This is a genomic window from Bacillus sp. AFS098217, from assembly GCF_002551815.1.
Taxonomy (GTDB): Bacteria; Bacillota; Bacilli; order Bacillales; family Bacillaceae_G; genus Bacillus_A.
In genome coordinates this window covers 40,308-53,671 of the sequence record NZ_NVPR01000046.1, presented here as the reverse complement: position 1 = coordinate 53,671, position 13,364 = coordinate 40,308, and the positions used below count along the sequence as shown (strand labels likewise).

Here is a 13,364-nt window from a genome sequence, read left to right as displayed (position 1 = left end):
GTGTAGGTTACTTTTTATTCTGCATAGCAGGGATTTATATAGATAGTTTTTTTATTAATGAGAGTACTCAAATGAATAAATATTCGAATCATACATTTTCCATAGATAAGTTCATTATAATGAACTTATCTATGGAAAATGTTGGTTAAAAGTACTGATGGTTCATTGACATAAAAAAGATATAATGATAGCTTTAACTTATATATAATCTTATCTATAGAAGAAATAACTAGTAATAGTAAATCGGGTTATTTAATTGATCAGGTATTGACATAACCAATATTGTTCTTTAAATAGAACGATATTGGTAAGTGAATATTGAATGTTGATTCTATAGTAAGGAAAAACATGTTGAATGAAATAAATATATAAAAGAGAACTTGTACTTACTTGTTACGTAATGGGAGGAGAAAATGAGTGCTATAACAGGTATTATTCATTTTAATGAAGAGAGCATATCGATTGAACACGGCACAAGATTGATGAATCATTTACAAAAGTATCCTGCCGATGATGTTCAAATATGGCATAAAAATAATGCTTTCCTTGGGTGTCATGCCCAATGGATTACACCACAGTCCGTTGGAGAGCAATTGCCCTTTTATAATTATGAGAAGCAACTGGCGATTACGGCAGATGCTATTATTGATAATCGTAATGAGTTATTTGAAAAATTACAAGTGGATTATGCAGACAGAAAGAATATGACAGATAGTGAGCTGATTTTACTTACTTATCAAAAATGGGGAGAAGCGGCTCCAAAGCACTTGGTTGGTGATTTTGCCTTTATGATTTGGGATGAGAAAAAGCAAACCCTTTTTGGGGCGAGAGATTTCTCTGGTAGTCGGACATTGTATTTTTACCGTGGTGAGAAACAATTTGCTTTTTGTACAATTATAAATCCATTGTTTACTCTTCCCTATATCAAAAAAACATTGAATGAACAGTGGCTTGCTGAATTTTTAGCTATACCCGTTAATTTTGAATCAGTAGATCCGTTTTTAACAGTCTATAAATATATAGAGCAGGTCCCTCCATCACACACTATTTTGGTAAAGGAAGGTAAAGTGACATTTTCACGATATTATACACCAACTAATGGAGAAATGCTTCGACTTAAATCAAATAGAGAGTATGAGGAAGCGTTTCGGGATGTATATCGCAGTGCAGTTAAGGCACGTTTACGCACGCATCATCAAGTAGGGGCTCATTTGAGTGGGGGGCTGGATTCGGGTTCTGTCGTTGGTTTCGCTGCAAGAGATTTACGGGCTGAAAATAAACAATTACATACGTTTAGCTATGTCCCGGTAGACGGATTTGTAGATTGGACTCACAAAGGTAGAGTAGCTGATGAAAGACCATTTATTCAATCAACTGTACAGCATGTAGGAAATATAAAGGATTATTATTTGGAATTGCCAGAGAGAAGTCCACTATCAGAAGTTGATGATTGGCTAGAAACAATGGAGATGCCATATAAATTCTTTGAGAATACTTTTTGGCTGAGTGGAGTTTATGAAAAAGCCTCCCGGCAGGGAATAGGTGTACTACTCAGTGGACAAAGGGGCAATTGGACAGTATCGTGGGGGCCTGTTTTAGATTACCAAGCGATGCTTTTGAAAAAACTACATTTGATGCGCTTTTTTCGCGAATTACATTTATATAGTAGAAATATAGGAGTAAAAAAATCACGTGTTTTCGCGGTAGTAAGAAAAAAAGCATTTCCATTTTTGAATCAGTTACTTTCGCCAGAAGAACAAAGTATTTTTCCTGTAATTATTAATCCAGAATTTGCAAGAAAAATGAATGTTTTCGATAGACTCAAAGAGAAGGAGATTGATATAACAGGTGCATCTATCTCAAGTGCATATGACATGAAAAGAGAACAGTTTGAAAAACCATATTATTGGAGCATAAATGGGACATATGAAACGAAATTATCGTTACGCTATGCTTTATGGGATCGTGATCCTACAAATGATTTACGGATGATTCAATTTTGTTTGTCAGTTCCGGAAGAACAGTACGTTCAAAACGGGTTAGATAGGGCACTTATTCGAAGAGCAACCAAAAATTTTCTTCCTGATAAAGTGAGATTAAATCAACGAGTTCGAGGTGTTCAAGGTGCAGATGGTGTTTATCGTATGGCTCCTTTTTGGAATGAATTTATTGAGGAACTTCAACAGCTTAGCGTAGATCCTATAATTTCCGAATTTTTAAATGTAGAAGTAATTAAAAATGCAATTTCAAAAATTCGTAGAGAACCACGGCCAGAATACGCATTTGATCTAGACTTTAGAATTTTAATGCGCAGCCTAATTTTCTATCGATTCATAAAAAGGTCTATTTGAAAGGAGGTGATATTATGAAAAAGGAATGGGAGCAACCTGTATTAGAAGTACTTGACATCAATATGACTATGGCTGGACCTGGGCATAAACTTCCTGATGCTGTTCAACCTGATCCGGATGATCCAGTAAAGTATAGTTAAGTCATTAGAAACATTTAAAGCTCTTATATAGCTTTAGATTATATGAGAGCTTTAAAAATAACTTTTTGACAATACGGAGTGAAGACGATGATAGATTCTATGAGTATTGTGTTATATAAAGCTTTTGGATTAAAAATAGTAAGTGAAATTCCTCTACCAGAATTACCTCGAATGAATGAACAGAAAGATATAGCAGATATTAAAGTTGAAATTGCTGATTTATCGGAGAAATGGAGTAAATATAACGCAGCGCAGCAAAAAACATTCGTAGTGGAAGATGATGTAGTAATGTTTCAAGTTCCTCATACTGCTATATTTTCAATACAGGCAGGTGAAAGAATTGTTTTTTCACCTGTGCCAGAGGCGAAAGAAGACAAAATACGTCTTTATATTTTAGGAACTTGTATGGGAGCACTTTTAATGCAACGAAAGGTACTTCCACTACATGGAAGTGTAATCGCTATAAACGGAAAAGCTTATGCTTTGATTGGGGATTCAGGGGCTGGAAAATCAACCCTTGCCTCGGCATTTTTAAGCAAAGGATATCAGCTTTTAAGTGATGACATAGTTGCTGTGTCTTTTTTATGTGAGAATGTTCCGATGGTGCATCCGTCTTATCCTCAACAAAAACTATGGCAAGAAAGCTTAAATGAGTTTGGAATGGAAATAGCACAGTATCATCCGTTGTTTGAAAGAGAAACGAAGTATGCTGTTCCTGTAACTTCTCAATTTTTCACAGATCCATTACCTCTTGCAGGTGTTATCGAGCTAGTGACAACAGAGAGTGCGGGCATTGAAATGATTCGAATTGAAGGGCTTACACGTTTGCATACATTATTTTGCCATACATATCGGAACTCTTTACTTTCAAGATTAGGATTGATGGAATGGCATTTTGAAACTTCTTCCAATGTTGCAAGTGGAATTGAAATGTTTCAATTAAAGCGTCCAACTTCACGCTTTACAGCTCACGAACTTGTACAGGTTATTTTAAATTCTATACAGAAAGGGAGTATGACAGATGGTTCATATAAGAGAAGTTTCGCTAGAATGTAAAATTGTACAAAGTAAAGGAAATATAGTAAGCGATATGGATGGAGAAAAGGTTATGCTAAATGTCCAAAAAGGAAAGTATTATAATTTGGGTGAAATAGGGGGAGAGATATGGGATCTTATTGAAAATCCAATTATGGTTACTCAGTTAGTTACTACATTATTATCCAAATATAATATAAAACAAATAGATTGTGAAGAACAAGTTCTTTCCTTTTTAGAGTGTTTGTTTCAAGAAGGTTTAATTTATATTAAAGATCAGCCTAAATAGGTTCATATTTTTTATAGAACTGTTAGGAAGGGAATAATGAATATTGTGAAAAGGCTAAGGCTATTTTTATCGCTGGATACGAAAACAAAGTTTTTGTTTTTAGAGGCGTTTCTTTTTTTAGGGTGGGCCCGTGTTCTAAAAAATATAACATTTGCTAAAGTTGCACCTTCTTTAGGAGATTACATGGATGAAACATCTTTTATTCATATTCAATCATCACACAGGAAGATACTAAAGAATGTGTCCCAGGCCATATCTATTATGAGCCGTTATACTTTTTGGGAAAGCCAATGCCTTGTTAAAGCTATAGCTGGGATGAAAATGCTCGAGAAACGGCAAATTGAGAGCACCCTTTACTTAGGAACTGCTAAAGATAATAGTGGGAAATTAATTGCGCATGCATGGTTACGTAGTGGTTCTTTTTATGTTACTGGGTCGGAAGGAATGGGGAAATTCACTGTCGTTGGAACATTTGCAAAAAGGATACACGCGGAAACGATTAAAGGAGAATACAATGGGGAATGATTTTAGTCTCAATTTGGAATTTATGTCTAAGGAATTAAAACTTATTTTTGAAATTTTGAAGTTACAAGATGATGATATCATACCAGCACACAGTCATGAATGGTTTACGGACATTGATTGGAATGTATTTCTTGAACTAACTATGCATCACCGTGTTTATCCATTGATTTATCGTAAGCTCAAAGAGGTGGATGAGAAACTGATTCCTTCCCATGTTGTTCAAAATCTGTATGTAACATTCAAAAAAAATACGTTTCAAATGCTTCATTTAAGTGCTGAAATGGAACAAGTAAGTAAATTATTTAACGTAAATGAGATTCGTACTCTTTTTTTAAAAGGACCTGTACTGTCGCAGGATCTATACGGAGATATTTCCCTGCGAACATCCTGCGACTTGGATATCCTTATTCCTATTTCTAATCTAGAAAAAGCAGAAAAACTTCTTTTAGAGCAGGGATATGTGAAAGATGATTATATTCAAACGATATTAAATGATTGGAAATGGAGACATCATCATATAACATTTTTCCATCCAACAAAGCGGATCAAACTTGAACTTCATTGGAGGCTAAATCCTGGTCCAGGGAAGGAACCTGGGTTTGAAGAGCTCTGGGATCGAAAGAGAAAAAGTACACTTATGGATGATTCTGTATATATGTTAGGAAGTGAAGACTTATTTTTATTTCTTGCTTCTCATGGAGCAAGACACGGTTGGTCCAGATTACGCTGGTTAGTAGATATAAAACAAATTGTCAATCAAGATCTTAAATGGGATGAGATTAATAAGTTACTAAGAAAATATCAAATGCTTCATTTAGGGGGACAAGCATTAATTTTAGCATCTCAATTGCTGCATACATCGCTAAATGAAAGAATGGTAGGATTATTAGCCAATAAATGTTCAAAACAACTAGCGAAAGAAGCTCTGTTTTATTTCAAACAAATGATTAATTTACATACAGATCCTGTTCCTAAAGAAGTTGCTACGTACCATAGTCGCCATTTATTTTCGTTGATGTCTAATCAGCAGAAGATTGTATTTATTATGAGTCAACTTTATCCTTATCCAATTGATGCTAAAACATTACCGTTACCTAAATCTCTTCATTTTTTGTATTTTCCTTTACGTCCGTTTCTATGTCTTTGGAGGAAAACAAGGAAGATTGCTGTGCTATAGGGGGGACCCAATGAAACATATTATATATTTCATGAAGCAATTATACTCTTCTGCAGGGAAAATCCTGTATATGAATCTTTTTGGAATGGTTTTAATTAGTTTACTTGAAGGGATAGGAATTATTTTATTAATTCCTATGATAAGTATGAGTGGAATTGTCAATATAGAGGGAGGAAATTCTCTTAGTGCACCTGTTTTTGAAATTTTAAAGGATTTTCCTGAAATAACGAGCTTACCTCTTATTTTAGGTATATATATATTACTGGTGATTAGTCAAAGTCTATTACAAAGAAATATAACCTTAAGGGATGCGAAAACGCAACAAGACTTTACTCGGAAGTTAAGGTTGGAAACATATAGTTTGATTTTACAAGCAAAATGGAGTTTTTTTCTAGAAAAAAGGAAAACGGATCTTATAAATGCATTAACTACAGAATTAGCTCGTGTTAGCTACGGAATTAATCTTATTTTACAATTGTTAGCTTCTATCCTTTTTACTTTCATACAGGTTGGGTTTGCGTTTTTATTATCTCCCCAAATAACTATATTTGTTTTGTTATTCGGATTGGTATTCTCATTTGCTTCTCGTATTTTTATTAAAAAAGCACGAATACTAGGGAGTAAAACTTCAGAATTAGCACAAAATTATCTTGCTGGTATAACGGACCATTTTAACGGAATGAAAGACATTAAAAGTAATACTTTAGAAGCATCACGTCTAACTTGGTTTCGTTCTTTAACAGAAAAAATGAATAATGAACAAATGGAATATATGGAAATAAGGTCAAATTCTCAAGTTTTTTATAAAATTTCCTTGGCCGTTTTAATTGCATCTTTTATATTTTTATCTGTAACGTTGTTTCATGCACAATCAGAGCAATTATTATTAATCATTCTCATTTTTTCAAGGCTATGGCCAAGATTTACAGGGGTTCAGTCTAATCTAGAGCAACTTGCTGCAAGTATTCCTGCTTTTAAGTCTTTATTGGAATTACGGGAGGAATGCAATAAAGTAATTGAAATACAAGATGTGAACCAACAGCATAAATATGTAAAACCGATATTTATAGAAAAAGGGATTGAATGTAGGAATATTTATTTTCGCTATAATCAGAAGGAATCTGTATATGCCCTTCAAAATATTCATTTACAAATTCCAACCAAGAGTATGACAGCCATTGTCGGACGCTCAGGGGCAGGAAAAAGTACGTTAATTGATATTTTAATGGGACTTATGCAGCCGGAAAAAGGGCAAGTACTAATAGATGGTAGCCCTCTTACAAGTAATAATTTATTGTCATTAAGGAGGTCCATTAGTTATGTTCCGCAAGATCCCTTTCTATTTAATGCAAGTATAAGAGAAAATTTGTTGATGATTGAACCAAATGCAAGCGAAGAACAAATTTGGGAGGTACTGGAGTTTTCTGCAGCTGCTGAATTTGTAAGAAGGCTTCCGCAGGGGCTTGACACATTCATTGGAGATCGCGGGATCAGACTTTCTGGGGGAGAACGACAGCGACTTGTATTAGCACGGGCAATTTTACGAAAACCATCCATTTTAGTGTTAGATGAGGCAACAAGTGCGTTAGATACTGAAAATGAAGCGAAAATTCAAGCTGCGTTAGAAAGATTAAAGGGAACGATGACCATTATCGTGATTGCTCATCGTTTATCAACGATACGAAATGCTAATCAGGTTATTGTATTAGACCAGGGAGAAATCGTTCAAAGAGGAGCATTTAGTCAATTAGCAAAGGAAAGAAAAGGTGTGTTTAGTAATCTATTAGGAACACAGATAGAAGTTAGCTCATAGGAAGGAAGAAGTGCAGGTGATGATGAGCTAATTACGTGGGAGTTGCATTGTAACCCGAATCATAGAAGCTTTGAAAAAAGGTCTGTGATTCGGGTTTTTTATATTGTGCATTTTTCAATCAAATTACCGTATCGAATTCATTTGACTTGGGCGGAGAGGATGCTTTTTTTATGAGTTTTTCCCATAAGTGTACAGATTTGTTCCATTCCGATGCGGCATGATTTTTTTGATAAATAGCATTTTCAAAACTAAGAGTGAGTTTTTGCATATCAGTCGAATTGTAAAGGGTATCTACATGGATTGCATATTCTCTCAATGTTTGACTCTCATTGCGGGGAATGCCGTTTCTCGCCAGTTGTTTTAAAAGTGCGTTGTATGCCTTTGAATAAACAGCATCTCCCTTTCGGTATTTATAGAAGAAAAGGATAAAAAATGCGAACCACTTTATTCTAGTAGTAAAGAGGACATAGCTAAGTATGCTCATTGATATAATACAAAGGAACAAATACCACCATGAAAACGTTTTTTTTGAATCGACAATCTTTCCGTTAGATGGAACTTCCGTATTCTCTATTACATTCTTTTGTTTTACTCCTTCGTTTTGCTGGGGAATCTCTTCGTTGCTAGGTACCGTGGTTGCGCTATTTTGTGAGGCGGGAGCTGAAGTATCGTGTGTGAAGTTATACGGATTGTTAAAACCTTTTGTTGGTTCGAACGGGACCCATCCGTATCCCGGAAAGTATACTTCCACCCAAGAGTGAGCATTTTTATTAGTGATTGTGTAAATGTTCTTATACTCTGAATCAGTCAATTTGTTTTCAAGAGTGCCTCCTGTATATCCTTTCACCCAGCGTGAGGGAATTCCGATAGAGCGAAGTAAAACAATCATAGATGTTGAAAAATTATTACAGTATCCGCTTTTTGTATCGAAGATAAACTGATCTGTATAATCTTGATCCTTTCCGGGAACCTTAACATGTTCTATTTCATATACAAAGGAATTATCTGCGAAGTAGCTTTCGATAGCTAATACTTGATCATATCGATTGTTTTTATCTTTTGTAAGATTTATGGCTAAGTCTTTTACCCTCTTTGGTAACGAGTCGGGTAGTTGTGTATACTTTGCTATAAAATAAGGACTTGCCTCTAGACCCTCTGCTGTTTTTACAGCTTTTAAGTCTTCGATAGAAAAATGAGGAGTCTCATAAGTTACCTTGTATTTGTTTAAGGTAGTGGAATAATTGTCTTTCATCACATAGATTTTTTCCGAAAAGGGATCTGCACTGAATGATGCATTAGAAGTAGCCTCAACCGATACTAATCCTGCGGGATAAATAAGGTGAGGGTAGTCTTTTTGCATGGTGATAATCGCTTCGGTAGTTTCCGTTTTTGTATTAGGCTCATACCAACTCACTACGTTGTTTTTATTCTTAAAAGAAATTTTTTTTGGAGTTTCAGAAATTTTCCAACCTTTTCCGGTATAAAAGTCTTTTGTTTCCACTCTCCAATATTGACTGTTTTGCATTTGCGCCGTGAAAACAATTGTGTCGTCCCATTTAAAAGGACCGCCTAATTGAGAGTCATCCATACTGTAACCAGATTTGCTGATTTCTGCCTCCTTATTCGCTGAAGGTGAATCAAATTTTAAGAAAGTATCAATATTAGACCATTGAGGACCAGGTTTTGGAGCGAAATATCCAAGGGTTATCGCAAGTATAATAGATACAGCAGTCGGTACGAGTAATCTCGGTGCAAATTTGGTGTGCCTTTGCAAGTTCTCGGACGTTTTTATGCGTTCAGTATGGAGAAGACTGAGCATGAAAAAACCAGTTATAATTGTACGGATAATCGCTCTATTCATGTCGTGTAATCCGGATATATCAAAAATTGTGATATAAATAATGGTTAAGGTAAGAAATAAGAGCCCACGTTTTTGGCGAATAATCCAATAGAGGATGAGGAAGCACAAAAACCAGAGCACTAGAAAAAATAAGAAGGTCTGAAAGACTTTGGAAAGATCCCACCAGTTTGCTTGAAAGAGAAGAGTGATATTACGAGAAAAATCAGACAAGAATTCTATCAACCAGGCAGGATGAATAAAGCTTCCCTTATAATCTACTGAATGAATCATAAATAAGATGGCTACAATCTTTATAGAAATTTGAAATCGCACTTGAAAAAAAGAGAGAACGAAGCAAATTCCTATAAATCCTGTAAAGAGATTCAGTCTTACCATGTCTGTAACTTCTATAAGTGGCCTTAACCATTCTAATAAAATGAGAAAACCGAATATGTGCATTAGGAAACTACTAATATCTCGTTTATTATTTGAAGGTAATGTTCTCATTTGCTCACCCCAAAAAATACATTTGCATAATGATTCCCATAAACCGCTTTCACAAATATTTTTCGTTTTCGCAGTGTTTCGAGTACGTTTAGCTCCCGATTTGAGAATTGATGTGCTTTTTCTTTGACGACAAATATCATGAGCCTACTGTTTTTCATTGACATACTTTCAGCAATTTTTTGAATATCGGGGGAAAGATTACTTGTCACAAGTACGAATGTTATTGGTTGATAGATTTTCTTTAACTCCATTTCTATAGTTTGAGAGAGCGGGAACATATTGTCTGCTTGTACTTTTGCTAAATGACAGAAAATTTGTTGTAATTGTGTCTCTCCATGATGTAAAGAGAAAATGGTTTGTTCTTTTCCGGTGGATATGAATGATGTTTGTGAATCATGTTTTAAGATAGATCTCAAGAGAGAAGCTGTAAACGTAACAACTAATTCAAACATGGGAGAGGGCGTTCTGTCCATAAAAATTACGGCATCATGACTTCGCTGTTGCTCAAACTCTTTTGTCATAATGTTGTTTTTTCGAGCAGTTGCCTTCCAATCGATCCATGAAAAACGGTCACCGGGTTTATAGTCTCTGACACCAGCTGAAATTGTCGCATCTCTTGCTACATTCACATTTGAGGAAAGCGTTCCTTGTTCGAAATAGCTTTCCACTTGTCTATAAGTTATGTCTATATATTGAGGGTAAACTAAAAATTTATCGGGAACTGAAAAGGTTGTCTCTTTTTCAATAATCCCAAATACATCACCAGTTTTTACACGTACACTCGAAAAGTTATGTTCACCTCTAGGGAGTGCGTCGATTGCGTATTGATATGAAATATTTCGTTTGAATCCTGGAAATAATAATACTTTTGCTTTTTTTGATTGTTTGCAGTTTTTGAATCCCATAGGTAGTACTTCTTCTACAATTAAATAAAACAAGGGAAAGGGGATTTTTCGCTTTATTGTAATAGTGCCTAAAAGTTGCTGTCCGGCTGTGTACTCCTTTTGATTTGTTATGCGTCTCACCTCGGCGTTCCATAGGGCACAAAAGGGAAACAGTAATGAATAAAGACCGAAAGGAATAAAGCTGTAAAATAGAAACCAACTTACGAATTCTCCTTGTAACATGGTGTATAGAAATGTTAAAGCAATGAATAAAACAATTACCGATAGCTTTACGACGTTATGAACTACTCGTAATAGCTGTTTCATCAGGAGTTTTTTGCCTTTTGAGCCGGAACTGGAGTCCGGGCGAGAATTTTTGTAATGATACTTTCTGGTGTTATCCCTTCAAATTTCGCCTCTATTTTTAAAATGAGTCTGTGGGACAAAACATATGGCGCTAAAAATTTAACATCATCAGGAATGACATAGTCCCTGCCATTTATGAGCGCATATGCCTGTGATGCTTTCATTAAAGCAATGGAACCACGCGGACTAGCTCCTAATTGGACGGAGTTATAAGAGCGGGTTTGATTAACGAGTTTTACGATGTAGTGCTTGATGGCTTTGGCCGTATATATTTCCCGTATGTTTTGTTGTAAGTGTAGTAATTCTCCTATTGTAATAACAGCTTGTAAATGAGAAATAGGCTTTGTTTTTTCTGTACGGTTTAAAACTTCAAACTCTTCTTCCGGTGTGGGATAGCCCATTTTTAGCTTTAGTAAGAAACGGTCAAGCTGAGCTTCTGGCAAAGGATAAGTTCCTTCATACTCGATTGGATTTTGTGTAGCTATTACAAAAAATGGCTTCGGTAAAGGTCTTGTTATCCCATCTACTGTTATATTGCCTTCTTCCATACTTTCAAGCAAGGCTGATTGCGTTTTCGGTGATGTACGGTTAATTTCATCAGCTAGTACAATATTTCCCATAATAGGTCCTGACATAAATTTGAATTGTAATTCTTTCGGATTATAAATAGAAACACCTGTTACATCTGATGGCAGTAAATCAGGAGTGAATTGAATCCTTTTGAAATCTGCATCGATGGATTTGGCAAGGGCTTGTACCATCATTGTTTTCCCAACACCTGGAACATCTTCTAATAGTACATGACCTTCAGCTAAGAGAGCCGCCAAGATCAGGGTAATTTCCTTTCGTTTTCCAACCATCACCTTCTCAATATTATTGATTATCTTTTCTACAACTGGATGCAAAGAATCGAGTTGCGTCATCGTACCCCTCCCAATTTCATTTTCTTTTTCTAGTTCTAGTTCATTCAATTAATCCCACTATTTGCGGGCAGTAAGACCCTCATCTCAAAATCTGGAGAAAACAAAGAAGTTTGGTGGAGTCGGGCTGCCTGTAAAAAACCGAGATTAGTGGGGGATGAAGAAAAAACCACTGATTAAGGTTTCACTTTATTGTGATAAGTATGGTCTATGTAAATAACTCGTGTAAAATAAAATTTGTTTTTGGGATTTTTATTTCAGGGGGAAAGCAAATCTAAGGGGCAAGGAAAGAAAAATTTGCTTGAAATAGTTGGCACTGTTGAGGAATTTCCCCCTTTTTATCACATTATATAATTTCTATGTTATCTAAGGAAATCCTACTCTGCGTTTTTTAATTGTTTTGTTTTGATATAAAAATATTTCACTAGAAACATAGATCAACCGGTATCAGGTAATAACTAAAAAGAACCTTTTTAAATAGAAACTCATGTCTCAATGAGATGTGATTTTTTTAATTAATATAGTGTAAGGAAAAGAGGGGAGTAAACATTTATTACATAGACAACAGTACCTTGCAATAAATAATAGTAAATGGTATATTATGGTTAAAGTAAGTACCTTATATTGAATAGTACTGACTGGGAAGGAGGATTGTCTTTGAACGTCCAGTTTAAAAAAGGCGTGCTAGAGCTTTGTGTACTGGCACTTGTGAAAAGAAAAGATTGCTACGGTTATGAACTCGTTCAGCAAATCTCCAATAAATTTTTAATATCAGAAGGCTCGGTGTACCCGTTACTCCGTCGGTTAACAAAAGAGGGGTATTTTCAAACGTATTTAAAAGAATCAACGGAAGGGCCACCGCGTAAATATTATCAATTAACAAATCAAGGGGAAGCACAGCTCCATTCACTTGTAACGGAGTGGCGCGATTTTGCTAAAGGGGTACAAGAAATTATTGAAGAGGTGTAATGGGATGAATAAAGAACAGTTTCTTTGCGAATTATCGGAACAGCTTAGAAAGCTCCCAGAAGAAGAAAGGCGAGATATTTCATATGACTATGAAGAGCATTTTCAGTTTGGATTCGAAGAGGGGAAGACAGAATCTGAAATTGTAAAAGGGCTCGGTTCGCCAAAAACAATTGCGAAAGAAATGCTAGCTTTATATCGTTTTGATGAGATGAAAAAGGATCCTTCTGCTTCCAATATAACAAGAGCTGTAATGGCAGCAATTGGTCTTAGTTTATTAAATTTTATTATTGTATTAGGTCCTTTAATCGCAATTGTAAGTTTTATATTTGCGCTTTGGGTTGGCGGAATTGCCAGTGTAATTTCACCATTCTTTGTAATCATTAAAATACTAATGGGCAATTTCTTATGGCTGGATGTATTTGTTGCTATTACGTTTGTTGGCGTGGGGTTATTGTTGTGCATAGGAGCTTACTACTGTACAAACTGGTTTAAAAATTTTTGTGTGCGCTATGTCAATTGGAATCTCAAAATGATTAAAGGGGGATAGG

12 protein-coding genes are annotated in these 13,364 nt (G+C 35.4%); 9 read left to right on the top strand and 3 right to left on the bottom strand.

The window, feature by feature from the left end; all coding sequences use genetic code 11:
* The first annotated feature begins 413 nt into the window (after positions 1 to 413).
* The 7 genes from COO03_RS13595 to COO03_RS13570 all read left to right on the top strand — a co-directional run bounded on the left by COO03_RS13595 (position 414) and on the right by COO03_RS13570 (position 7,330).
* On the top strand, positions 414 to 2,351 hold the full coding sequence (locus COO03_RS13595) for a lasso peptide isopeptide bond-forming cyclase (RefSeq protein WP_097897690.1): 1,938 nt from the start codon (positions 414 to 416) through the stop codon (positions 2,349 to 2,351).
* 14 nt (positions 2,352 to 2,365) lie between these two features.
* On the top strand, positions 2,366 to 2,491 hold the full coding sequence (locus tag COO03_RS26495; RefSeq protein ID WP_141523258.1) for a paeninodin family lasso peptide: 126 nt from the start codon (positions 2,366 to 2,368) through the stop codon (positions 2,489 to 2,491).
* A gap of 87 nt (positions 2,492 to 2,578) precedes the next feature.
* Positions 2,579 to 3,547: an aldolase gene (locus tag COO03_RS13590; RefSeq protein ID WP_097897689.1), complete on the top strand. Its 969-nt coding sequence runs from the start codon at positions 2,579 to 2,581 to the stop codon at positions 3,545 to 3,547.
* On the top strand, positions 3,513 to 3,815 hold the full coding sequence (locus COO03_RS13585; RefSeq protein ID WP_097897688.1) for a lasso peptide biosynthesis PqqD family chaperone: 303 nt from the start codon (positions 3,513 to 3,515) through the stop codon (positions 3,813 to 3,815). The genes COO03_RS13590 and COO03_RS13585 overlap by 35 nt, the downstream gene beginning before the upstream one ends.
* A gap of 36 nt (positions 3,816 to 3,851) precedes the next feature.
* Positions 3,852 to 4,340: a lasso peptide biosynthesis B2 protein gene (locus COO03_RS13580; RefSeq protein ID WP_097897687.1), complete on the top strand. Its 489-nt coding sequence runs from the start codon at positions 3,852 to 3,854 to the stop codon at positions 4,338 to 4,340.
* Complete coding sequence (locus COO03_RS13575) at positions 4,330 to 5,517, top strand: nucleotidyltransferase domain-containing protein (RefSeq protein WP_097897686.1); 1,188 nt, start codon at positions 4,330 to 4,332, stop codon at positions 5,515 to 5,517. The genes COO03_RS13580 and COO03_RS13575 overlap by 11 nt, the downstream gene beginning before the upstream one ends.
* Positions 5,518 to 5,527: 10 nt before the next feature.
* A complete protein-coding gene (locus tag COO03_RS13570; RefSeq protein ID WP_097897685.1) occupies positions 5,528 to 7,330 on the top strand; it encodes an ABC transporter ATP-binding protein in 1,803 nt (600 codons plus the stop codon).
* 118 nt (positions 7,331 to 7,448) lie between these two features.
* Here COO03_RS13570 and COO03_RS13565 read toward each other — a convergent pair whose 3' ends face one another.
* Genes COO03_RS13565 through COO03_RS13555 form a run of 3 tightly spaced genes read right to left on the bottom strand, consistent with a single transcriptional unit; the run spans position 7,449 to position 11,850 of the window.
* Positions 7,449 to 9,677 carry a transglutaminase TgpA family protein gene (locus tag COO03_RS13565; RefSeq protein ID WP_097897684.1) on the bottom strand — a complete coding sequence of 743 codons (2,229 nt, stop codon included), beginning with the start codon at positions 9,675 to 9,677 and terminating at the stop codon, positions 7,449 to 7,451.
* On the bottom strand, positions 9,674 to 10,888 hold the full coding sequence (locus tag COO03_RS13560; protein ID WP_097897683.1) for a DUF58 domain-containing protein: 1,215 nt from the start codon (positions 10,886 to 10,888) through the stop codon (positions 9,674 to 9,676). The genes COO03_RS13565 and COO03_RS13560 overlap by 4 nt, the downstream gene beginning before the upstream one ends.
* Positions 10,888 to 11,850 carry an AAA family ATPase gene (locus tag COO03_RS13555; protein ID WP_097897682.1) on the bottom strand — a complete coding sequence of 321 codons (963 nt, stop codon included), beginning with the start codon at positions 11,848 to 11,850 and terminating at the stop codon, positions 10,888 to 10,890. Before COO03_RS13555 ends, COO03_RS13560 begins: the two co-directional genes overlap by 1 nt.
* 654 nt (positions 11,851 to 12,504) lie before the next feature.
* Here COO03_RS13555 and COO03_RS13550 point away from each other — a divergent pair.
* Both COO03_RS13550 and COO03_RS13545 read left to right on the top strand, forming a co-directional pair.
* Entirely contained in the window at positions 12,505 to 12,816 is a 312-nt protein-coding gene (locus COO03_RS13550; protein ID WP_141523257.1) for a PadR family transcriptional regulator, read from the top strand.
* A 4-nt stretch (positions 12,817 to 12,820) separates the two neighbouring features.
* On the top strand, positions 12,821 to 13,363 hold the full coding sequence (locus tag COO03_RS13545) for a DUF1700 domain-containing protein (RefSeq protein ID WP_097897680.1): 543 nt from the start codon (positions 12,821 to 12,823) through the stop codon (positions 13,361 to 13,363).
* Position 13,364 lies beyond the last annotated feature (1 nt).

What these genes read in the sequence shown, in the direction of transcription:
- COO03_RS13580 (WP_097897687.1), top strand. Translation starts at nt 3,852, where the DNA reads ATGAATATTGTGAAAAGGCTAAGGCTATTTTTATCGCTGGATACGAAA.
- COO03_RS13555 (WP_097897682.1), bottom strand. Translation starts at nt 11,850, where the DNA reads ATGACGCAACTCGATTCTTTGCATCCAGTTGTAGAAAAGATAATCAAT.
- COO03_RS13590 (WP_097897689.1), top strand. Translation starts at nt 2,579, where the DNA reads ATGATAGATTCTATGAGTATTGTGTTATATAAAGCTTTTGGATTAAAA.
- COO03_RS13585 (WP_097897688.1), top strand. Translation starts at nt 3,513, where the DNA reads ATGGTTCATATAAGAGAAGTTTCGCTAGAATGTAAAATTGTACAAAGT.
- COO03_RS13595 (WP_097897690.1), top strand. Translation starts at nt 414, where the DNA reads ATGAGTGCTATAACAGGTATTATTCATTTTAATGAAGAGAGCATATCG.
- COO03_RS13565 (WP_097897684.1), bottom strand. Translation starts at nt 9,677, where the DNA reads ATGAGAACATTACCTTCAAATAATAAACGAGATATTAGTAGTTTCCTA.
- COO03_RS13545 (WP_097897680.1), top strand. Translation starts at nt 12,821, where the DNA reads ATGAATAAAGAACAGTTTCTTTGCGAATTATCGGAACAGCTTAGAAAG.
- COO03_RS13575 (WP_097897686.1), top strand. Translation starts at nt 4,330, where the DNA reads ATGGGGAATGATTTTAGTCTCAATTTGGAATTTATGTCTAAGGAATTA.
- COO03_RS13560 (WP_097897683.1), bottom strand. Translation starts at nt 10,888, where the DNA reads ATGAAACAGCTATTACGAGTAGTTCATAACGTCGTAAAGCTATCGGTA.
- COO03_RS26495 (WP_141523258.1), top strand. Translation starts at nt 2,366, where the DNA reads ATGAAAAAGGAATGGGAGCAACCTGTATTAGAAGTACTTGACATCAAT.
- COO03_RS13570 (WP_097897685.1), top strand. Translation starts at nt 5,528, where the DNA reads ATGAAACATATTATATATTTCATGAAGCAATTATACTCTTCTGCAGGG.